This window comes from Streptomyces sp. OfavH-34-F, from assembly GCF_022347745.1.
Classification (GTDB): domain Bacteria; phylum Actinomycetota; class Actinomycetes; order Streptomycetales; family Streptomycetaceae; genus Streptomyces.
The window spans coordinates 1-21,556 of record NZ_JAKRGC010000091.1; the positions used below are offsets into that span (position 1 = coordinate 1).

Sequence of the window (21,556 nt, forward strand, 5' to 3'; positions counted from 1 at the left end):
CGCGCGGGCGGGCCCCTCGCGGTGGGTGACCCAGTGGACCGCGCCCCGCGTGCAGACGGCGCTGCCCCGGCCGGTGCGGTCGGGCGAGGCGCTCGTCAGGTGGGCGTCGGCGTGCAGCGGGTAGGGCTGGAGGTCGGCGCGCTGGCCGCCGAGCCGGACCTCGACCCGGCGGGGCTCGCTCTCCAGGCCGTCCAGCAGCCACAGTTCGCCGGCGCTCGCGTAGGCGACCCGGGTGCCGTCCGTGGTGGCGTGCCGGGCGTAGAAGCCGTCGACGGGGGTGTGCCGGCGCAGCCCGGTGCCGTCCGGCAGGGAGGAGTAGAGGGCGCCGACGCCCTCGTGGTCGGAGAGGAACGCGATGCGCTCCCCCACCCACATCGGGCACTCGATGTTGCCGTCGAGGCCGGCGTGGACGCGGACGAAGTCCAGCGGGTCGTCCCCGGTGGCGATCCAGAGCTTGCCGGCCGTGCCGCCCCGGTAGCGCTTCCAGGTGGCGGCCTCGCGGCCCATGGTGGCCGACAACAGCAGGACGCGCCCGCCGGGCCCGTACGCGAGGGAGCCCACGGGCCCGTACGGGAGGGTCCGGGCGGGGCCGCCGTCGACCGGGACGGCCCGTGCCCAGGTGCGGCGCAGCGAGACTTGCCCCTGGGTGCTGGTGACCAGTACGTCCCCCTCGGGGGTCCAGCCGCGCACGGTGGTGCGGGCGTCGCCCCAGTGGGTGAGCCGCCGGGAGGGGCCGCCGTCCGCGGGGGCGAGGTGCACCTCGGGTGCCCCGTCGCGGGTGGAGGTCCAGGCGACGAGGGTGCCGTCGGGAGATATGCGCGGCTGGGTGACGGGACGGTTGTCTGCGCTGACCCGCCATGCCCGGCCGCCGTCGAGCGGCGCGAGCCAGACGTCGTCCTCGGCGGTGAAGGCGATCTGATCACCCTGGACATGGGGGTACCGGAGGTAGGAAGGCTGTGTCACACGGTCACCCTAGGCCGCGGGCGTGCCTGGTGGCACGGGGTTGGCCGGAGTCCGTCGTGCGCCACCGGGACGTCCGCCGCCGCCCGCGCGGGTATGCCCCCGGGATATCCGCGCGCCCGTGCCGCCGAACGCCGTGGGGCGCACGGCTACTTGCCGGGCTGGGCGGTGACCGTCACCGTCACGGTCACGGTCGGGCGGGCGCCCTGGCCCGGTGCTCCGGCGGGCGGCCGACTGGTCGCGGGCGCCGCGCAGTTGCCGAGGAGGGTGGCGCGGAAGACGGTGCGTCCGGCGGCCTTCGCGGTCATGTCGCCGCGTACGCACCGCCCTTCGACCGCCTGTGTGACCTGGCCGGCGAGCGTGATGGTCCGGCCTTCGCGCGTCCGGCCGTCGCAGTCGACGTGCGCGGTGCGGCGGACGGCGGCGGGTGATCCGGAGCGGGTGCCGGCCGCTTCGGTGCCGTTCCCGTCGAGCGCGGCCGTGCAGGTCAGCCAGCGCACCCGGACGCCTTCGTGCTCCAGTGCGCGGGTGGCGGTGCGGTCGGTGGTCAGGGCCACCGACGCGGTGTTCAACGCGCCGATGCCGTCGCCCGGTTCACAGGCGGCGAGTCCGGTGACGGCCGCGGCGGCGAGGCAGAGTACGGCCGGAAAGCGTCGGGCCGCCGGACGGCCCCATGCCCTTGATGTCCCCATACGGGGAGCTTCCCACCCCGGCGGACGGTGCGGTAGACCGCTTCCGGGCACAACCACCCCTTCGGGGGCCGGTTACGACCAGCGGCCCGTGCGCCCGAGCAGCAGGGCGGTCGCGGCGGTGCCGGCCGTGGAGGTGCGCAGGACGGTGGGGCCGAGCCGGCAGACGCGGGCCCCGGCCCCGGTGAACACGGCCAGTTCCTCCGGGGAGACCCCGCCCTCGGGGCCGACCACCAGCACGATCTCGCCCGCTTCGGGCAGCGCGACGGTGGCCAGCGGTTCGCTGTCGTGGTCCCGGTCCTCGTGCAGCACGGCCGCGAAGTCGGCTCCGGCCAGCAGCGCCGCGACCTGCTTGGTGGTGGCCGCCTCCGCCACCTGCGGGAACAGCACCCGGCGGGACTGCTTGCCGGCCTCGCGGGCGGTGGCGCGCCACTTCGCCAGGGACTTGAGGCCGCGGTCGCCCTTCCACTGGGTGATGCAGCGCCCCGCCTGCCAGGGCACGATCGCGTCCACGCCGGTCTCGGTCATCGTCTCCACGGCGACCTCGCCCCGGTCGCCCTTGGGCAGGGCCTGGACGACGGTGACGCGCACGGCCGGGGCCGGTTCCTCGCGGACCGGGTCCAGGGCGCCGACGACCAGTCGGTCCTTGCCCTCGGCGGCGCGGACGACGCCCCGCACCCAGCGGCCCCTGCCGTCCGTCAGGACGACCTCCTCGCCGGGGCGCAGCCGCTTCACCGAGACGGCGTGGCGTCCTTCGGGGCCGTCGAGGACGAACTCGGGGGCGTCGGGCAGTTCTTCGGCGACGAAGACGGGTGCCGTCACTGGGTACTCCTCGTGCTCACGGCCGTGCGTGCGGCGTCCAGTTCGTCGGCGAGCAGCCGGACCAGCCGGCCGGCGGGCAGCTCGCGGGCCATCCGGTGGCCCTGTCCGGCCCACAGGGCCATGCCCTCGGCGTCCCCGGCGCGCGCCGCCGCCCGGCGCAGCACGGAGGTCATGTGGTGGAGCTGGGGGTAGGCGGCGGGGGCGTGCGGGCCGTGTTCGCGCACGAAGCGGTTGATCAGGCCGCGCGCCGGGCGCCCGGAGAACGCCCTGGTGAGGGTGGTGCGGACGAACAGCGGATTGGTCAGGGCCTGCTTGTGCAGGGGGTGGGCGCCGGACTCGGGGCAGGCCAGGAAGGCGGTGCCGAGCTGGGCGGCGCCGGCGCCCGCGGCGAGCACCGCGGCGATCTGGGAGCCGCGCATGATGCCGCCCGCGGCGACGACCGGTATCTGCACGGTCTCGCGGACCTGGGCGACCAGGCTCAGCAGCCCGGTGCCGCCGTCGTCGGCCGGGTCGTCGTGGAAGGTGGAGCGGTGGCCGCCCGCCTCGGTGCCCTGGGCGCAGACGGCGTCGGCCCCGGCCCACTCGGCGGCCTGGGCCTCCTCGGGCGAGGTGACCGTGACGACCGTGTACGTGCCGGCGGCGGCGAACGCGTCGAGGGTGTCGCGCGAGGGGCAGCCGAAGGTGAAGGAGACGACCGGGACCGGGGTGTCGAGGAGGACGGCGAGCTTGTCCTCGTACCCGTCGTCGCCGGAGACGTCCGGGTCGCCGAGGGCGGTCTCGTAGCAGGCGGTCTCGCCCGCGAGCTGCCGGGCGTACCCGTCCAGGACGGCGGGGTCGACGGGGTGGTGCTGCGGCATGAAGAGGTTGACGCCGAAGGGCTGCCCGGTCAGTTCCCGCGTCCGGGCGACCTCGTCGCGTACGGCGTCCGCCGTCTTGTACCCGCCGGCCAGGAAGCCGAGTCCGCCGGCCTCGGAGACGGCGGCGGCGAGCTGCGGGCCGGACGGGCCGCCGGCCATGGGGGCCTGCACGATCGGGTACCGGCACAGGTCGGTCAGCGCGGAGGACATGACCGCATCGTGTCATGTCCGCCCATGTCCCGTGCCGTCCGCCCCACGGGGGCGCGGTGGCGGACGCGGTACGGGCCCGGCTCGGGGCCCGTACCGCGTGGACGCGTGCCGTCAGCGGCCGTTGAAGGCGTCCTTCAGGCGGGAGAACAGGCCCTGCTGGCCGGGCTGGAACTGGCCGGTGGGCCGCTCCTCGCCGCGCAGCTTGGCCAGTTCGCGCAGCAGGCGCTCCTGCTCGGGGTCCAGCTTGACCGGGGTGGTGACCTCGACGTGCACGATGAGGTCGCCGCGACCGCCGCCGCGCAGGTGCGTCACGCCGCGCCCGTGCAGCGGGACGGACTGGCCGGACTGGGTGCCGGGCCGGATGTCCACCTCCTCCAGGCCGTCCAGCGTCTCCAGCGGCACCTTGGTGCCGAGGGCCGCCGCCGTCATGGGGATGGTGACCGTGCAGTGCAGGTCGTCGCCGCGGCGCTGGAACACCGCGTGCGGCAGCTCGTGGATCTCCACGTAGAGGTCGCCGGCGGGGCCGCCGCCGGGGCCGACCTCGCCCTCGCCCGCGAGCTGGATGCGGGTGCCGTTGTCGACACCGGCGGGGATCTTCACGGTGAGCGTGCGCCGCGAGCGGATGCGGCCGTCACCGGCGCACTCCGGGCAGGGCGTCGGCACGACCGTACCGAAGCCCTGGCACTGCGGGCAGGGGCGCGAGGTCATGACCTGGCCGAGGAACGACCGGGTGACCTGGGAGACCTCACCGCGGCCGCGGCACATGTCGCAGGTCTGCGCGGAGGTGCCGGGGGCCGCGCCCTCGCCGCTGCACGTGGTGCAGACGACGGCCGTATCGACCTGGATGTCCTTGGTGGTGCCGAAGGTCGCCTCGGAGAGGTCGATCTCCAGCCGGATCATGGCGTCCTGGCCGCGCCGGGTGCGCGAACGGGGGCCGCGCTGCGAGGCGGTGCCGAAGAACGCGTCCATGATGTCGGAGAAGTTGCCGAAGCCGCCCTGGCCGAAGCCGCCCGCGCCCCCGCCGCCGGCCTGCGAGAGCGGGTCGCCGCCGAGGTCGTAGACCTGCTTCTTCTGGGCGTCCGACAGCACCTCGTAGGCGGCGTTGATCTCCTTGAACCGCTCCTGGGTCTTCGGATCGGGGTTGACGTCCGGGTGCAGCTCGCGGGCGAGCCTCCGGAATGCCTTCTTGATCTCGTCCTGGGAGGCGTCGCGGCGCACGCCGAGTACGGCGTAGTAGTCCGTGGCCACTTACGACTCCGCCAGGATCTGTCCGACGTAACGTGCCACTGCGCGTACCGCTCCCATCGTTCCGGGGTAGTCCATGCGGGTCGGTCCGACCACGCCGAGTTTGGCGACTGCCTCGTCGCCCGAACCGTAGCCGACCGCGACGACGGACGTGGAGTTGAGCCCTTCGTGGGCGTTCTCGTGCCCGATGCGTACGGTCATGCCCGAGTCCTTGGCCTCGCCGAGCAGCTTCAGCAGCACGACCTGCTCCTCCAGTGCCTCCAGCACCGGCCGGATCATCACCGGGAAGTCGTGTCCGAAACGGGTGAGGTTGGAGGTGCCGCCGATCATCAGCCGCTCCTCCGTCTCCTCGACGAGGGTTTCGAGCAGGATCGAGAGAACGGTGGACACGGTTCCCCGGTCCTCGCTCTCGAAGGATTCCGGGAGGTCCTGCACCAGCTGCGGGACGTCCGCGAACCGGCGCCCCACCACCCGGCTGTTGAGCCGGGCCCGCAGGTCCGCCAGCGAGGTCTCGCCGAACGGCGCCGGGCAGTCCACCATCCGCTGCTCGACCCGGCCAGTGTCCGTGATCAGCACGAGCATCAGCCGCGCCGGGGCCAGCGAGAGCAGTTCCACGTGCCGCACCGTCGAGCGGGTCAGCGAGGGGTACTGCACGACGGCGACCTGCCGCGTCAGCTGCGCGAGCAGCCGCACGGTCCGGCCCACGACGTCGTCGAGGTCCACCGCACCGTCGAGGAAGTTCTGGATGGCACGGCGCTCCGGCGACGAGAGGGGCTTGACGCCCGCGAGCTTGTCGACGAAGAGCCGGTAGCCCTTGTCCGTCGGGATGCGCCCCGCGCTGGTGTGGGGCTGGGCGATGAAGCCCTCCTCCTCCAGCACCGCCATGTCGTTGCGGACGGTGGCCGGGGAGACGCCCAGCTTGTGCCGCTCCGTGAGCGCCTTGGAGCCGACCGGCTCCTCGGTCCCGACGTAGTCCTGGACGATGGCGCGCAGCACTTCGAGTCTGCGTTCGCTGAGCATCGCGCGTACACCTCCAGCTGTCTGCCTCAGTGGTTCCCGGGCCGTTCCCCAAGACCCTTCCTGGCACTCTGTGCGTACGAGTGCCAGCGATCCCCGGCCAGTGTACGGCGCCGGGGTGGGCCCCTAGCAAGGGCGACCGGCCACGCCACCGCGAGATCGCGCAGGTGCCTGCCGATAGCGTCGCCGCATGGACGCCTCTTGGGAAGACTTCGGATGGGAGCGGCTGGGCCGCGCGACCGGCCGCCGGCGCCTCCCCGTCTGGGACGCGACGGCCCTGCTGGTGGCGGGCACGGACGGGGTACTGCTCTGCGACACCGGCTCGTCCCTGCGCGAGGGTGTGGAACTGCGCGTCCAGGCGCAGGCGCTCCTCGGCCGGAGGGTGACGCACATCGCACTCAGCCACCCCCACTTCGACCACGTGCTGGGCACGGCCGCGTTCGCCGGGGCGCGGGTGTACGGGGCCGCGGGCACGGCGGACCTGCTGCGCCGGGAGGCGGACGCGCTGTACGCGGACGCGGTGGCGCACGGGCTGCCCGAGGCGGACGCGGCGGTCTCCGCCGGCCTGCTGGTCGCCCCGCACGAGGAGGTGCGCGGGGAGCGGACGCTGGACCTGGGCGGCCGTGAGGTGCTGCTGGTGGAGCTGGGCGCCGCACACAGCGGCCACGACCTGGCGGTGCTGGTGCCGGGCTCCCCGGCGCTGGTGTTCTGCGGGGACCTGGTCGAGGAGTCCGGCGCACCCCAGGCCGGCCCGGACGCCCGTCCCGCGCGCTGGCCGGCGGCGCTGGACCGGCTGCTGGAGCTGGGCGGCGAGGACGCGCTGTACGTCCCGGGGCACGGGGCGGTGGTGGACGCGGCGTTCGTCCGGGCCCAGCGGGAGGCGCTGGCGGCACGGTTCGAGGGGGCGTAGGGCTTCCGGCACGGGCGTGGGGCTTCCGGCGCGGGCGTGGGCGGCGCGGGCGTGGGCGGGTGGCGGTCCGGCTCGGCGTGTCGTGGGCCTTCCCCGCTTATCGTCGTGCGATGCGCAGCTACCAGCCCGATCTGACCCCGCCGTGGAAGAAGTCCGCCCCCGCCCCGGAGGTGCCCGCCGAGCCCGATCTGGTCGTGGAGGAGGCCGTCACCGGCTTCTGCGGTGCGGTGATCCGGTGCGAGAAGACCGCCGAGGGGCCCACCGTGACCCTGGAGGACCGGTTCGGCAAGCACCGGGTCTTCCCGATGGCGCCGCGCGGCTTCCTGCTGGAGGGCCGGGTCGTCACCCTGGTGCGCCCCTCGGCGGGCGGCCCGGTGCGGCCCGCGCGCACGGCCTCCGGTTCGGTCGCGGTGCCCGGCGCGCGGGCGCGGGTGGCGCGGGCGGGCCGGATCTACGTGGAGGGGCGGCACGACGCGGAGCTGGTCGAGCGGGTCTGGGGCGACGACCTGCGCATCGAGGGCGTGGTCGTCGAGTACCTGGAGGGCATCGACGACCTGCCGGCGATCGTGCGGGAGTTCGCACCCGCGCCGGACGCCCGGCTGGGGGTGCTGGTCGACCATCTGGTGCCCGGTTCCAAGGAGTCCCGGATCGCGGGGCGGGTCTCCGGCGACGACGTACTGGTCGTCGGCCACCCCTACATCGACGTGTGGGAGGCCGTGAAGCCGGCGTCGGTGGGCATCCCGGCCTGGCCGGTGGTGCCGCGCGGGCAGGACTGGAAGACGGGCGTGTGCCGGGCGCTGGGCTGGCCGGAGAACACCGGGGCGGCCTGGCAGCGCATCCTCGCCTCGGTGCGCACCTACCGCGACCTCCAGCCCGAACTCCTGGGCCGGGTCGAGCAGCTGATCGACTTCGTCACCGCTCCGGAGTGACGCCCGGTGGACGGCCCGGTGGGCAGCCCGGTGGACGGCCCGGTGGGCAGCCCTCTGGTGGCAGGCCCTAGTCGACCAGGTCGCGGACCACGGCGTCGGCCAGCAGCCGGCCGCGCAGGGTGAGGACCGCCCGGCCTTCGTCGAACGGCGCCGGTTCCAGCAGGCCGTCCGCCACGGCGCGGCGGGCGGCCGCGAGTCCGGCGGGGGCGAGCAGCGAGAGCGGGCAGCCCTCGACGAGCCGCAGCTCCAGCAGGATGCGCTCGACGCGGCGGTCCTCGCCGGACAGGATCTCGCGCCCGGCGCCCGGCGACCGGCCCTCGGCGAGCGCCTGTGCGTACGCCCCCGGATGCTTCACGTTCCACCAGCGCACCCCGCCGACGTGGCTGTGCGCTCCGGGTCCGGCGCCCCACCAGTCGGCCCCGCGCCAGTACAGCTCGTTGTGCAGGCAGCGGCCCTCGGGGGTGCGGGCCCAGTTGGACACCTCGTACCAGGAGTAGCCGGCGGCGGTCATCGCCTCGTCCGCGATGAGGTAGCGGTCGGCGTGCACGTCGTCGTCGGTCATCGGGACCTCGCCGCGCTTGATCCGGCGGGCGAGGCCGGTGCCCTCCTCGACGATCAGGGCGTACGCGGAGATGTGGTCGGGCTCCGCGCCGATCGCCGCGTCCAGGGAGGCGCGCCAGTCGTCGTCGGACTCGCCGGGGGTGCCGTAGATCAGGTCGAGGTTGATGTGCTCGAATCCGGCGGCCCTCGCCTCGGCGACGCACGCCTCGGGCCGGCCGGGGGTGTGGGTGCGGTCGAGGATCTGCAGGACGTGCCGGCGGGCGCTCTGCATGCCGAAGGAGACGCGGTTGAAGCCGCCCTCGCGCAGTTCGGCCAGGTAGGCGGGGCCGACCGACTCCGGGTTGGCCTCGGTGGTGATCTCGGCGTCCTCCGCGAGCCCGAACTCCTCGCGCACCGCCGCCAGCATCCGGACCAGGTCGGCGGCGGCCAGCAGGGTCGGTGTGCCGCCGCCGACGAAGACCGTGCGGACGGGGCGGGGGTCGTCGCCGAGGACCTTGCGGGCCTGGCGGACCTCGCCGACGAGGTGGGCGGCGTAGTTGTCGCGGGAGGCCAGCGCGCCGCCGGAGCCGCGCAGCTCGGTGGCGGTGTAGGTGTTGAAGTCGCAGTAGCCGCAGCGGCTCGCGCAGTACGGCACGTGCAGGTAGAAGCCGAGCGGGCGGCCGGCTGCGCCTTCCAGGGCGTGGCGGGGCAGCGCCCCGTCGTCGGGCACGGGTTCACCATCGGGCAGTACGGAAGGCATACCGCCCATTGTCGCGCGCCGCCCGGCAACCGTGCGCCACGCCCGCGGTCCGGCCGCCGCCGCGCGCCCCGGCCGCCCCGGCCGCCGTCACTCGGCCTGGAGGACCAGCAGGGCCAGGTCGTCGTCCGGCGGGCGCTCGGCGAAGTCGTGCACGGCGCGCTTGATGCACTCCGCGATCCCCTCGGCGCTCAGCCCCGCGCAGCCGGACAGCGCTCGCGCCAGGCCGTCGCCGTCGTCGAACATCAGCTCGCCCGAGCGGCGCTCCGTGACCCCGTCGGTGACGCACAGCAGGCTGTCGCCGGGCTCCAGGTCGAAGCTCTGGGTCTCGTACACGGCGTCGTCCATGAGGCCGAGCAGCAGCTGCGGTTCGGCGGCGGGGCGCACGGTGCCGTCCGGGCGCAGCAGCAGCGGCAGCGGGTGTCCGGCGCTGGCCAGGGTGCAGCGGGCACCGCCGCCGGGCAGCGGCACCAGCTCCCCGTACAGCAGGGACAGGAAGCGGGACTGGCCGCCGTTGTCCTCGGAGTGCTGGCCTCCGGCGGCGGCGACCATGAGCGCGGCGGCCTCGGCGGCCTCCATGGCGTCGTCCAGGAGCAGCCGGTTGAGGCGGACGAGGACCTCGCCAGCCTGGAAGCCCTCGCGGGCCAGCAGCCGGAGCCAGGGGCGGGCGAGGCCGGTGACGACGGCGGCCTCGGGGCCGCTGCCCTGGACGTCGCCGAGCACGAAGCACCAGCGGTCGCCGGGGCACGGGAAGATGTCGTAGAAGTCACCTCCGACGACGCCGTCGTCGCTCGGTTCGTAGACCAGGGAGCTGGCGACCCCCGGTATGTCGGCGACCTTGCTGGGCAGCAGTCCGCGCTGGAGGATGCGGCTGATGGTGGCCTGCCGGGTGTAGGCGCGGGCGGCGCCGACCGCGAGGCCGACCCGGCGCACGAAGTCCTCTATCAGGGCCGTCAGCTCGTCGGGGAGGCGCGGGCTGGACTCGCGCCCCAGGAGTACGGCGCCAAGGGTGCGTCCGCCGGAGGTGATCCGGTAGGCGAAGGCGACGCCCTCCTCCCCGTCCGGTGGTTCGCCGTCCTCGGCGCTGCCCGGCCAGGGCATGGTGACGGCGCCGGTCCCCACGCGTTCGGGGAGGCGGAGCGGGTCGCCCTCCAGCAGCGCGCGCAGCGGCCCGATCTGCTCCTCGTCCACGTGCCAGACCTTGGCGAGGCGGGGGACGGCCGCGGGTCCGCCGCTCTCGGGCTCCAGCCAGATCGCGCACCAGTCGGCGAGCCGGGGTACCAGTAACTGTCCGGCGAGGGCGGCCACGATGTCCTCGTCGAGCTGGCCCGCCAGCAGGTCGGAGGCCTCGGCGAGGAAGGAGAGCGCGCCGCGCCCGGCCCAGTCGCCGTCGTCGCGGGCGGTGCGCCGGAGGGTGGGGGCGAGCAGTTCGGCGCGCAGTCCGCGGTCGAGACCGCCCTCGCCCCGTCCCGCGGGGAACGGGTTCCAGTCGTCGACGGGGAGCCGGGCCCAGACGGTCTTGGCGCCCGTGCGGTAGGTGATGCCCCAGCGCTCGGCGAGGGCGGCGACGATCTCCAGGCCGCGCCCGTAGTCGGCGGGGGCGCCCGCGGCCTCGGCGGCGCTGTGGCCGTGGTCGCCCCGGACGGTGCGGGCGGGGTGGTGGTCGGAGACCTCCAGGATCAGGGCGGACGCCTCGTCCTCGGTGGCCTCCTCCAGGCGGAAGAGCAGTTCGACGGTGGTGCCCGCGTGGACGACGGCGTTGGTCACCAGTTCGCTGACGACGACCGCCGCGTCCTCGGACAGCCGCTCGCTGAACCCGACGGCGGCGGGCAGCGAGAGTGCCGTCCACTCGGCGAGCGCGGCGGTGACGAACCGCCGGGCCGCGGCGGGCGCGAGGAGGTTGCCGGGCAGACTGGTCCGGGCGACCGGCTGTGTGCCCGCGGCAGCGGTGGTTCCGGGACGCTGCACGATGTCCCGCTGCAAGGGAATGGACCCCACAGGGCGGCTCCTGACCTGTTCTCGCTCTGCCTGCTTCTCCGTTGTGCGCCGCTGACGACACGGACAGAGTGACAGATCGGCCCTTCACATACGCGCCGAGTTACCGAAGTGGGTGGTGAAGAGGTTGCGAGAAGAACGCGCCCGCCCCCCGCGCCCGGTGTGCGCGGGGGGCTTGAAGGGGGCGCGCGAAGCGCCGGCGGGCGCCCGGAGGGGCACCCTTCACGCCTGCCGGGGCGCGGTCACGCCTCGCGGGAACCCGCGTACATCTCCTCGATCAGGTCCTTGTAGGCGCGCTCGACGACGGGCCGCTTGAGCTTGAGGCTGGGCGTCACCTCGCCGTGCTCGATGTCGAGGTCGCGCGGGAGCAGCCGGAACTTCTTGATGGTCTGCCAGCGCTGGAGGCCGTCGTTGAGCCGCTTGACGTAGCCGTCGATCAGCTCGACGGTCTCGGGGGCGGCCACCACCTCCGCGTACGACTTGCCCGCCATGCCGTTCTCGGCGGCCCAGCCGAGGATGGCGGGCTCGTCCAGGGCGATCAGCGCGGTGCAGAAGTTGCGGTCCGCGCCGTGCACCAGGATGTTCGAGACGAACGGGCACACGGCCTTGAACCGGCCCTCGACCTCGGCGGGCGCGATGTACTTGCCGCCGGACGTCTTGATGAGGTCCTTCTTGCGGTCGGTGATCCGCAGGTAGCCGTCGACGGAGAGTTCGCCGATGTCGCCGGTGTGGAACCAGCCGTCGGCCTCCAGCACCTCGGCGGTCTTGTCCGGCAGGCCCTGGTAGCCCTGCATGATGCCGGGGCCGCGCAGCAGGATCTCGCCGTCGTCGGCGATCCGGACCTCGGTGCCGGGCAGGGGTTTGCCGACCGTGCCGGTGCGGTAGCTCTCGCCGGGGTTGACGAAGGAGGCGGCGCTGGACTCGGTGAGACCGTAGCCCTCCAGGATGTGGATGCCGGCGCCGGAGAAGAACAGTCCGATGTCGGTGGCGAGCGCGGCGGACCCGGAGACGCAGGCGCGCAGCCGGCCGCCGAACGCCTCCCGGATCTTGGCGAAGACCAGGGCGTCGGCGACCTTGTGCTTGGCGCCGAGGGCGAAGGGCACGGACGCCTTGCCGGTGCGCCGGAAGTTGTCCTGGGAGACGCGGGCGTACTCGCGGGCGACGCCGGCCGCCCACTGGAAGATCTTGTACTTGGCGCCGCCGCCCGCGCGCGCCTTGGCCGCGACCCCGTTGTAGACCTTCTCGAAGATGCGCGGGACCGCCGCCATGTAGGTCGGCTGGACGACCGGCAGGTTCTCGATGATCTTGTCGACGCGGCCGTCCACGGCGGTGACGTGGCCGACCTCGATCTGCCCGGAGGTGAGGACCTTGCCGAAGACGTGGGCGAGCGGCAGCCAGAGGTACTGGACGTCGTCCGCGGTGATCAGTCCGGTGGCGACGGTGGCCTTGGCCATGTAGGACCAGTTGTCGTGCGGCAGCCGTACGCCCTTGGGGCGACCGGTGGTGCCCGAGGTGTAGATGAGGGTCGCCAGCTGCTCGGAGGTGATGGCGTCCACCCGCTCCCGGATCGCCTCCGGGTTCTTCGCCAGGTGCTCGGCGCCGCGGGCCTCCAGCTCGGCCAGGGTGAGCACCCAGCCCTCCGGGTCGCCGTCGGCCGGCCCGGCGCCCTCCGCGTCGATGACCACGACATGGGCCAGGGCCGGCAGTTCGGCGCGGCGCTCCCGGGCCTTGGCCAGCTGCACGGCGTCCTCGGCGATCAGGACCCGGCTCTCGGAGTCGGAGAGGATGAACGCGGACTCCTCCGCGTTGGTGGAGGGGTAGACGGTGGTGGTCGCGGCTCCGGCGCACATCACACCGAGGTCGGCGAGAATCCACTCGACGCGCGTGGACGAGGCGAGCGCGACGCGTTCCTCCGGGAGCACGCCCAGCGAGATCAGCCCGGCGGCCACGGAGTACACCCGCTCGGCGGCCTGCGCCCAGCTGAGCGACTTCCACTCGTCGGGGCCCTCGCCACCGGCCGCCGGCACGGGGTAGCGGTACGCCTCCCCGTCCGGGGTGGCCGCCACCCGGTCGATGAAGAGGGTCGCCACGGAGGGCGGACGGTTATCGATCATGGTCTGTGTGTCGCTCACGACATCCTCCGGGCCTGCGGCGGTACTTCACGACCGGCTGCTGCTTGCTGTGATCCTGCGTGCTGCGATCCCGCTTGTTTAACTGGCGAGTAACCAAGAAGTCGTGATCAGGGTAGAGCGCCCGCGCGCGCGGCGTAAGGGGCAATCGGACCCCGCTTGATAACGAAGAGGCCCCCGCACCGCAGCGTGCTGCGATACGGGGGCCGCCGGTCCTGCTCCGGGAGGCTACTTCTTGGCCTTGCTCTCGCCGGCGGACTCGTCGGTCGACAGCACGGCGATGAACGCGTCCTGCGGCACCTCCACGTTGCCGACCATCTTCATCCGCTTCTTGCCCTCCTTCTGCTTCTCCAGCAGCTTCCGCTTACGGGAGATGTCACCGCCGTAGCACTTGGCGAGGACGTCCTTGCGGATGGCGCGGACGGTCTCGCGGGCGATGACGCGCGAGCCGATGGCCGCCTGGATCGGCACCTCGAAGTTCTGCCGGGGGATGAGCTTCTGCAGCTTGGCGACCAGGCGCACCCCGTAGGCGTACGCCTTGTCCTTGTGGGTGACCGCGGAGAACGCGTCGACCTTGTCGCCGTGCAGCAGGATGTCCACCTTGACGAGCTGGGCGGACTGCTCGCCGGTGGGCTCGTAGTCGAGGGAGGCGTAGCCGCGCGTCTTGGACTTGAGCTGGTCGAAGAAGTCGAAGACGATCTCGGCGAGCGGCAGCGTGTAGCGGATCTCGACGCGGTCCTCGGAGAGGTAGTCCATGCCGAGGAGGGTGCCGCGGCGCTGCTGGCACAGCTCCATGATCGCGCCGATGAACTCGCTGGGCGCCAGGACCGTGGCCCGGACGACCGGCTCGTGCACCTTGTCGATCTTGCCCTCGGGGAATTCACTCGGGTTGGTGACGGTGTGCTCGGTGCCGTCCTCCATCTCGACCCGGTAGACCACGTTGGGCGCGGTGGCGATGAGGTCGAGGCCGAACTCGCGCTCCAGCCGCTCGCGGACCACGTCGAGGTGGAGCAGGCCGAGGAAGCCGACGCGGAAGCCGAAGCCGAGCGCCGCCGAGGTCTCCGGCTCGTACACCAGGGCGGCGTCGTTGAGCTGCAGCTTGTCCAGGGCCTCGCGCAGGTCCGGGTAGTCCGAGCCGTCCAGCGGGTAGAGGCCGGAGAACACCATCGGCTTGGGGTCCTTGTAGCCGCCCAGCGGCTCCTGGGCCCCGGCGCTCTGGGAAGTGATCGTGTCACCGACCTTGGACTGCCGGACGTCCTTCACCCCGGTGATGATGTAGCCGACCTCGCCCACGCCGAGCCCGTCGGACGGCGTCATCTCCGGCGAGGAGACACCGATCTCCAGCAGCTCGTGGGTGGCGCCGGTCGACATCATGCGGATGCGCTCGCGCTTGTTCAGCGAGCCGTCCACGACACGGACGTAGGTGACGACGCCCCGGTACGAGTCGTAGACCGAGTCGAAGATCATCGCGCGGGCGGGCGCGTCGGCCACGCCGACGGGCGCCGGCACGTCCTGGACGACGCGGTCCAGCAGCACGTCCACGCCCATGCCGGTCTTCGCGGAGACCTTCAGCACGTCCTCCGGCTGGCAGCCGATGAGCGTGGCCAGCTCCTCCGAGAACTTCTCGGGCTGGGCGGCCGGCAGGTCGATCTTGTTGAGCACCGGGACGATGGTGAGGTCGTTCTCCATCGCCAGGTAGAGGTTGGCCAGGGTCTGGGCCTCGATGCCCTGCGCCGCGTCCACCAGCAGGATCGTGCCCTCGCAGGCCGCGAGCGAGCGGGAGACCTCGTAGGTGAAGTCGACGTGTCCCGGCGTGTCGATCATGTTGAGGACGTGGGTGCTGCCCTGGCCGTCACCGGTGGTCGGCGCCCAGGGCAGCCGGACGGCCTGGGACTTGATGGTGATACCGCGCTCGCGCTCGATGTCCATCCGGTCGAGGTACTGAGCGCGCATCTGCCGCTGGTCGACCACCCCGGTCAGCTGGAGCATCCGGTCGGCAAGGGTCGACTTGCCGTGGTCGATGTGCGCGATGATGCAGAAGTTGCGGATCAGCGCCGGGTCGGTACGGCTCGGCTCGGGCACGTGGAGAGGAGTCGCGGGCACGCAGGGTCCTGATTCTTGAGACGCCGGACGCCGTGTCTCGGGTCGATGTCGGGTCGGGGCGGATCGGTACGTAGCTTCCATCGTCCCACGCCTGCGGGGCGGCGACCGGTTTGGGCCGGTCCGAGGGCTACTGCTACCGTGGACAGCTGTGCCCCGTGGCTCTCGGGCCGTGCGGACACACCTAGAAGATCCAACGAACCTGAAAAGGCTCTTTCGTGGCGAACATCAAGTCCCAGATCAAGCGGAACAAGACGAACGAGAAGGCGCGCCTGCGCAACAAGGCCGTCAAGTCGTCGCTCAAGACCGCGATCCGCAAGGCCCGCGAGGCCGTCGCCGCGGGTGACGTCGAGAAGGCCACCGTGGCCGTTCGCGCCGCCTCCCGTCAGCTCGACAAGGCTGTCTCGAAGGGTGTCATCCACAAGAACGCCGCCGCCAACAAGAAGTCGGCGCTGGCCGCCAAGGCTGCCACCCTCCAGGGCTGAGCGATCTGAGCACTGCCGGAACGGATCAAGCGGGCCCTCTACCCCGCTCCTGACCGGCCCCCGCGCCGCACACCGAACCTGCGTTCGCCACGCGGGTGCGGCGCACCCCTTCTTGACCCGAGGCCCCGCCACCCTTTCCCCAGGGTGAGCGGGGCCTTCGGCGTACGCGAGCGGCCTCCGGCGTACTCGGGTTCCCGGCGGGTTCGCGGGTTTTCGAAATTCCCGGCAGTTCCCGTGTACGAGGGCGGGGCGGCCGTGCGGCCGTGCGGGCGGGCTACCGCTGGCCGCGTCCGGCCCGTGCGGCGCCCGCCACCGCGACCACCGCCTTCTCCAGCGCGTACTCGGGGTCGTCCCCGCCGCCCTTCACGCCCGCGTCCGCCTCCGCGACCGCCCGCAGCGCCACGGCGACGCCGTCCGGGGTCCAGCCCCGCATCTGCTGGCGGACGCGGTCGATCTTCCACGGCGGCATCCCCAGCTCGCGCGCCAGGTCCGCGGGGCGCCCGCCGCGCGCCGACGACAGCTTGCCGATCGCCCGTACGCCCTGCGCCAGGGCGCTGGTGATCAGGACCGGCGCCACGCCCGTGGACAGCGACCAGCGCAGCGCCTCCAGGGCTTCCGCCGCCCGCCCCTCGACCGCCCGGTCGGCGACCGTGAAGCTCGACGCCTCGGCCCGCCCCGTGTAATAGCGGCCGACGACCGCCTCGTCGATCGTGCCCTCGATGTCCGCGACGAGCTGGGACACCGCGCTGGCCAGCTCCCGCAGATCGCTGCCGATGGCGTCGACCAGCGCCTGGCACGCCTCGGGCGTCGCGGAACGGCCCAGCGCGCGGAACTCCCCGCGTACGAAGGACAGCCGCTCGGCCGGCTTCGTGGTCTTCGGGCAGGCGACCTCGCGGGCCCCGGCCTTGCGGGCCGCGTCGAGCAGGCCCTTCCCCTTGGCCCCGCCCGCGTGCAGCAGGACGAGGATGATCTCCTCGACCGGGTCGCCCAGGTACTTCTTGACGTCCTTGACGGTGTCCGCGCCGAGGTCCTGCGCGTTGCGCACGACCACGACCTTGCGCTCGGCGAACAGCGACGGGCTGGTCAGCTCGGCCAGCGTGCCCGGCTGGAGCTGGTCGGGGGTGAGGTCCCGGACGTCCGTGTCGGCGTCGGCGGCGCGGGCCGCCGCCACGACCTGCTGCACGGCACGGTCGAGGAGCAGGTCCTCCTGCCCCACGGCGAGCGTGAGCGGGGCGAGCGGGTCGTCGGTGGAATTCCTTCTGGTGGCCATCGCCGTCCAGCATCCCACGGGGCACCGACAGCCCGGCCGCGGCCGGGTCCGCCGCACCCCGCCCCGTACCCGAGAATGAGCACGTGAGCGATGAGAGACACGTGCTGGTGCTGCCCGACCGCGATGCCGCCGAGGAGGCGGCGGAGGAGCTGGCGGACCGCTTCGGCGTCACCGACGAACCGCAGCTCGTGCGCGACGCGCTGGCCGGCGAGGACGACGCCGAGGACGCGCAGTGGCTGGTGGTCGTGGAGGACCCGGACGGCCGTCTGGACCCCGCTGCCCTCGACGCCTTCGCCGCCGAGTACGAGGGCTGGCTGGAGGCTCCCTGACGCACGGGTGCCCGGTCGCGCGGGTGCGCGGGTGCGCGCGGGTCCGGGCCCGGCGGGTCAGCCCTTCGGGACGATCTGGATGTCCATGTCGACGGTGATGCTCGGGCCGACGACCGCGATGCCGCGGGCCAGCATCGTCTGCCAGGTGAGGGTGAAGTCCTCGCGGTGCAGCTGGGTGGTGGCACGGCAGGCGGCCCTGGGCTCGCCCTCCATCCCGTTGCCGAGCCCCAGGTACTGGGTGTCGAGGGTCACCGTACGGCTCACGCCGTGCAGGGTGAGCGCGCCGCTCACGCCCCAGCGGGAGCCGCCCCGGTGGACGAAGCGGTCGCTGTAGAACTCCAGCGTCGGGTAGCGGCCGACGTCCAGGAAGTCGCTGGAGCGCAGGTGGTCGTCGCGCATCTGGACGTTCGTGTCGATGGACGCGGCGTCGATGATCACGTGCATCGCCGAGTCCTCCATGCGGTCGGCGATCCGCACCGCTCCGGCGAAGGTGTTGAACCGGCCGTGGATGCGGGCCATCCCGATGTGCCGGGCGGTGAAGCCGATCTGCGAGTGCATCGGCTCGATCTCCCAGTCGCCGGGCTCGGGCAGCTGCGGCGGCGCGGAGATCTGGAGCGTCACGTCGCCGAGGCTCGCGTGGCCGCCCTCGGTGACCGTGGCCGCGCCGTGGAAGGGGGTGAACCCCTCCGCCGTGACGGCCAGCCGGTACTCCCCCGCCGGAACCGTGGCGAGGACACTGCCGTACGGGTCGGTCTCGCCCCCGACGACCTTGCGCCCGGCACGGTCCGTCAGCACGAACTCCGCCTGCGCGACCGGCTCGTTCACCGGGTCGAGCACCCGGCAGCTGAGGACACCCGCCGAGTCCGGCACCACCAGTCCGGCGAGGGCGTTGCCGAGAGCGGCACCCGTCGTGGCTTTGCTTCCGAACCAACGGCCGAACATTCTTTCCACACACTCCCGGGCACGCTCTCTGCTCGGGCCGGAGGGCAGACGTCGTTGTCGGAGCAGCGGCCCGCCGACGAGGATGCATTCGAACACCATGGGGGCGTTCGAGGCAAACGGAGCAGCTCGCGGGGGCTTGTACGCAGGTGTTACCGAAGGTCCGAATTGTTGGGCAGCCGGTCCAGGCGCACCCCGAAGTGCTCGCGGTAGGCGGCGAGCACCTCCGCGTCGTCGCCGAGCGCCGTGTCGTGCCGCCGGCCACCCACCGTGGTGCGGAGGGTGCGGCCGGTGAGCGTGATCCGGCCGTCGTCCGTGCAGCGCGAGCAGACCGGGGCGCGGGTGAAGTGGGAGTCGGGCGAGGTGCGGTGGTACCAGGCGCCGGCCCGGAAGTCGGCGAGCTTTCTGGGCCGCGGTTCGACGCGCAGCCGGGGCTCGTCGTCGCACAGCACGTCGAGGTCCCCGAAGGCGGCGTCCGCCTCGGCCGTGACGGGCGCGATCCGGAACGTGCCGGCGGGGTCCTTCTGGTCGCCGCGGTCGTCGAGCGCGAGGGGGCCGCGGGCATGGTCGCCGAAGCCGACGTCGGCGAGCCACGGCCCGGTCCCGTCCGCCGTCTCCACCCGCAGCACCAGGTGGTCGTACGGGATGCCGAGCCGGCCTCCGTCGCCGTGGACACGGGCCTGGAGCAGGGTGACGCGGAAGCCGAGCGCCCGCAGCAGTACGGCGAAGGCGCCGTTGAGTTCGTAGCAGAAGCCGCCGCGCCGGCGGGCCACGATCTTGTCGAGGAGCGCCGCCTCGTCCAGCACGATCTCCTCGCCGAGATGGATCGAGAGGTTCTCGAACGGCACGGCGAGGAGGTGGCGCAGTTGCAGTTGCCGCAGCGCCGGTGCGTCGGGGCGTACGGGCCTGTCGGCGCCGATGCGTTCGAGGTAGGCGTCCACGGTCCGGGGCAGCAGCGGGTCCATGGCCACAGTCTCCGTCGCGGCCGCCCCGCCGCGCCATGCGTCACTGGTCCTAGGTCCGGCGACGGGGTCGGAGGGCCGGGAGCCGTGGACCAGGGGCGCCGAGGGCGAGGGGAGGCCGTGGTCCGGGGGCAAGGGGAGGCCGGGGGCCGGGGCCGGGCGTACGCCGTCATCGCCTTCCCACCGCCCGGAGTTCGCGGCCCTCGCCGGTGACCGCGATCGCGCCGGCCCTGTCGGTGCGCAGCACCACCGCCCCCTCGCCCGTGAGCGCCCGGACCGTCCGGGGCGCCGGATGGCCGTACGGGTTGTCGCGGCCCACGCTCACCAGCGCGAACCGGGGGCGCAGCGCCCGCAGCAGGGCGTCGTCCTGGTGGGCGGAGCCGTGGTGGGCGACCTTGAGCACATCCACCCGCGGCAGCTGCGGATGGCTGCGCAACAACGCCTGTTGGGCGGGCGGTTCCAGATCACCGGGCAGCAGCAGGGTGAGGCGGCCGGTCCGCACGAGGAGCGTCACGCTGGCGTCGTTCGGGTCCTGCGGCACCGGACCGGTCACCGAGCCCGCCGCCCCGGGCCCGGCCCCGCCCGGAGGCCACAGCACCTGCCAGGCGAGCGAGCCGACCCGCCTGCGCTCACCGGGAGCGACCCGCAGCACGGGGACGCGTGCCCGGGCCGCCGTGCGCCGGACGAACGCGGCCTGCTCCGGCGGCTCGTCCAGGTTCGTCGTCTGGATCGCGCCCACCGCCCGCCCCCGCAGCACACCGGGCAGGCCGCGCACATGGTCGGCGTGGAAGTGGGTGAGGATCAGCAGCGGCACCCGGCTGACGCCCAGTTCGCGCAGGCACCGGTCGGCGAGCCGGGGATCGGGGCCGGCGTCGACGACCACCCCGGAGTCCCGTCCCGCGGCGAGCACCAGGGCGTCGCCCTGTCCGACGTCGCACATCGCGAACGTCCAGCCGGGCGGCGGCCATCCGGTCAGCACCCGGGTCAGCGGCACGGGCCGGAGCACGGCGAGCACCAGGAGCAGCGCGGCGGCCACGCAGGCCCAGGGGCGGCGGACGGCCCAGCGGACGGCCGGCACCAGGACGAGGACGAGGGCGGCCAGCAGCGCCGCCCCGGCCGGGCCACCGGGCCAGTCGGCCTCCGCGCCGGGGAACGCCGCCCCGGTCCTGGCCACGGAGGCGATCCATCCGGCCGGCCATCCCGCCGCCCAGGCCAGCGGAACGGCCACCGGCATCGCCACGGGGGCCAGGGCCAGCGCGGCGAACCCGAGGACCGTGGCCGGTGCCACGGCGAACTCGGCCAGCAGGTTGCACGGGATCGCCACGAGGCTCACCCGCGAGGCGAGCAGCACCACGACGGGCGAGCACACCGCCTGGGCCGCCGCGGCGGCTGCCAGCGCCTCGGCCAGACGCGGCGGCACCCGGCGCCGGCGCAGCGCGTCGGCCCAGCGCGGGGCGAGGGTCAGCAGGGCTGCGGTGGCCAGCACCGACAGGACGAAGCCGTAACTGCGCGCCAGCCAGGGGTCGTAGAGCACGAGGAGCAGGACGGCGGCGCAGAGGGCGGGGATCAGCGTCCGGCGTCGCCCGGTGCCGAGGGCGAGCAGCGTGATCAGCCCGCACGCGGCGGCCCGCAGCACGCTCGGCTCCGGCCGGCAGACCAGGACGAACGCGAGCGTGAGCGCGCCGCCGAGCAGGGCGGTCGTCCGCAGGGAGATCCCGAGCCGGGGCGCCAGTCCGCCGCGCTCGGTGCGCAGCGCCCTGCCGGGTGGCCCGATGAGCAGGACGAGCAGGATGCCGAGGTTCGAGCCCGATACGGCGAGAACGTGTGTAAGGTCGGTCGCCCGGAACGCCTCGTGCAGTTCGGGGGTGACCCGCGCGGTGTCGCCGACGACCAGGCCGGGCAGCAGCGCCCGCGCGTCGGGGGGCAGTTTCTCCGTGGCCTCGCGCAGTCCGGCGCGCAGCCGTCCCGCCAGGCGCTGCGGAAGGCTGGGCGGGCCGGTCACCTGCGGCGGGGTCTCGGCGTCGGGCCGCAGCACGGCCGCGATCCGTTCGCCCCGGTGCAGCGGGGGCGCCAGCCGTCCTTCGATCCGCAGCCGGGTGGAGGGGAGCAGCCGCTGCCACCGCGCCGACGCGCTGCCTGGCGGGACGATGATCAGCACTGGTGTCCGCAGCCGCACGGCCGTGCCGTCGCGCCGCGTGAGACGGGTGACCTCCGCGTCCACGAGCAGCGAGGCGGGCACGCTGCGGTCACCGCGCACCCGTGGGTAGGTCTGCCGGGCGTCGGAGGTGAGGGCGATCTCGGCCTCGACGCGCGCGAACTGCCGGGCCAGGCCGGGCAGCGGGCCCTCGCGCACCTGAGCGCCGTGCAGTGCGGCGGACGCCACCCCGGCGGACCCGGCGGGGGACAGCAAA

At 73.7% G+C, this 21,556-nt stretch carries 17 protein-coding genes and 1 pseudogene; 4 read left to right on the top strand and 14 right to left on the bottom strand.

The window, feature by feature from the left end; all coding sequences use genetic code 11:
- The 6 genes and pseudogenes from MHW47_RS15910 to hrcA form a co-directional block, all read right to left on the bottom strand.
- A pseudogene (locus tag MHW47_RS15910) lies at nt 1–963 on the bottom strand (peptidase S41); the annotation flags it as partial.
- A 146-nt stretch (nt 964–1,109) separates the two neighbouring features.
- A complete protein-coding gene (locus MHW47_RS15915; protein ID WP_239223869.1) occupies nt 1,110–1,652 on the bottom strand; it encodes a hypothetical protein in 543 nt (180 codons plus the stop codon).
- A gap of 72 nt (nt 1,653–1,724) precedes the next feature.
- A complete protein-coding gene (locus MHW47_RS15920; protein WP_239223871.1) occupies nt 1,725–2,471 on the bottom strand; it encodes a 16S rRNA (uracil(1498)-N(3))-methyltransferase in 747 nt (248 codons plus the stop codon).
- A complete protein-coding gene (locus MHW47_RS15925) occupies nt 2,468–3,538 on the bottom strand; it encodes a nitronate monooxygenase (RefSeq protein ID WP_239223873.1) in 1,071 nt (356 codons plus the stop codon). The genes MHW47_RS15920 and MHW47_RS15925 overlap by 4 nt, the downstream gene beginning before the upstream one ends.
- Nucleotides 3,539–3,649: 111 nt before the next feature.
- Nucleotides 3,650–4,786, bottom strand: coding sequence for a molecular chaperone DnaJ (gene dnaJ / locus MHW47_RS15930; protein ID WP_239223875.1), 1,137 nt, complete (start codon nt 4,784–4,786; stop codon nt 3,650–3,652).
- Nucleotides 4,787–5,803: a heat-inducible transcriptional repressor HrcA gene (gene hrcA, locus MHW47_RS15935; RefSeq protein ID WP_143615724.1), complete on the bottom strand. Its 1,017-nt coding sequence runs from the start codon at nt 5,801–5,803 to the stop codon at nt 4,787–4,789. It abuts the gene before it with no gap.
- Nucleotides 5,804–5,990: 187 nt separating this feature from the next.
- On the opposite strand from hrcA, the gene MHW47_RS15940 reads away from it, so the two are divergent.
- Together MHW47_RS15940 and MHW47_RS15945 are read left to right on the top strand one after the other, a co-directional pair.
- Entirely contained in the window at nt 5,991–6,710 is a 720-nt protein-coding gene (locus MHW47_RS15940; RefSeq protein ID WP_239223877.1) for an MBL fold metallo-hydrolase, read from the top strand.
- A gap of 110 nt (nt 6,711–6,820) precedes the next feature.
- Complete coding sequence (locus MHW47_RS15945; RefSeq protein WP_239223879.1) at nt 6,821–7,639, top strand: DUF3097 domain-containing protein; 819 nt, start codon at nt 6,821–6,823, stop codon at nt 7,637–7,639.
- Nucleotides 7,640–7,706: 67 nt separating this feature from the next.
- Here the strand turns inward: MHW47_RS15945 and hemW are convergent, their stop codons facing one another.
- The 4 genes from hemW to lepA all read right to left on the bottom strand — a co-directional run bounded on the left by hemW (nt 7,707) and on the right by lepA (nt 15,163).
- Entirely contained in the window at nt 7,707–8,939 is a 1,233-nt protein-coding gene (gene hemW, locus MHW47_RS15950; protein ID WP_239223881.1) for a radical SAM family heme chaperone HemW, read from the bottom strand.
- A gap of 87 nt (nt 8,940–9,026) precedes the next feature.
- The gene (locus tag MHW47_RS15955; protein WP_239223890.1) at nt 9,027–10,919 is read right to left on the bottom strand and encodes a SpoIIE family protein phosphatase; all 1,893 of its coding nucleotides are present in this window, start codon (nt 10,917–10,919) and stop codon (nt 9,027–9,029) included.
- 254 nt (nt 10,920–11,173) lie between these two features.
- Nucleotides 11,174–13,063 (bottom strand): long-chain fatty acid--CoA ligase, encoded by a 1,890-nt coding sequence (locus MHW47_RS15960; RefSeq protein ID WP_239223883.1) that lies wholly within the window; start codon nt 13,061–13,063, stop codon nt 11,174–11,176.
- Nucleotides 13,064–13,288: 225 nt separating this feature from the next.
- On the bottom strand, nt 13,289–15,163 hold the full coding sequence (gene lepA / locus MHW47_RS15965) for a translation elongation factor 4 (protein ID WP_239223884.1): 1,875 nt from the start codon (nt 15,161–15,163) through the stop codon (nt 13,289–13,291).
- 215 nt (nt 15,164–15,378) lie between these two features.
- Here lepA and rpsT point away from each other — a divergent pair, with 215 nt between their 5' ends.
- Nucleotides 15,379–15,645 (top strand): 30S ribosomal protein S20, encoded by a 267-nt coding sequence (rpsT, locus tag MHW47_RS15970; RefSeq protein WP_143615718.1) that lies wholly within the window; start codon nt 15,379–15,381, stop codon nt 15,643–15,645.
- Between the two features lie 274 nt (nt 15,646–15,919).
- Here rpsT and holA read toward each other — a convergent pair whose 3' ends face one another.
- Nucleotides 15,920–16,915 carry a DNA polymerase III subunit delta gene (holA, locus tag MHW47_RS15975; RefSeq protein WP_239223885.1) on the bottom strand — a complete coding sequence of 332 codons (996 nt, stop codon included), beginning with the start codon at nt 16,913–16,915 and terminating at the stop codon, nt 15,920–15,922.
- Between the two features lie 83 nt (nt 16,916–16,998).
- On the opposite strand from holA, the gene MHW47_RS15980 reads away from it, so the two are divergent.
- On the top strand, nt 16,999–17,244 hold the full coding sequence (locus tag MHW47_RS15980; RefSeq protein WP_239223886.1) for a hypothetical protein: 246 nt from the start codon (nt 16,999–17,001) through the stop codon (nt 17,242–17,244).
- Nucleotides 17,245–17,301: 57 nt separating this feature from the next.
- Here MHW47_RS15980 and MHW47_RS15985 read toward each other — a convergent pair whose 3' ends face one another.
- The 3 genes from MHW47_RS15985 to MHW47_RS15995 form a co-directional block, all read right to left on the bottom strand.
- Nucleotides 17,302–18,186, bottom strand: coding sequence for a YceI family protein (locus MHW47_RS15985; protein ID WP_239223887.1), 885 nt, complete (start codon nt 18,184–18,186; stop codon nt 17,302–17,304).
- A gap of 149 nt (nt 18,187–18,335) precedes the next feature.
- On the bottom strand, nt 18,336–19,148 hold the full coding sequence (locus MHW47_RS15990) for an arylamine N-acetyltransferase (protein WP_239223888.1): 813 nt from the start codon (nt 19,146–19,148) through the stop codon (nt 18,336–18,338).
- A gap of 166 nt (nt 19,149–19,314) precedes the next feature.
- Nucleotides 19,315–21,555: a ComEC/Rec2 family competence protein gene (locus tag MHW47_RS15995; protein ID WP_239223889.1), complete on the bottom strand. Its 2,241-nt coding sequence runs from the start codon at nt 21,553–21,555 to the stop codon at nt 19,315–19,317.
- Nucleotide 21,556: the final 1 nt, after the last annotated feature.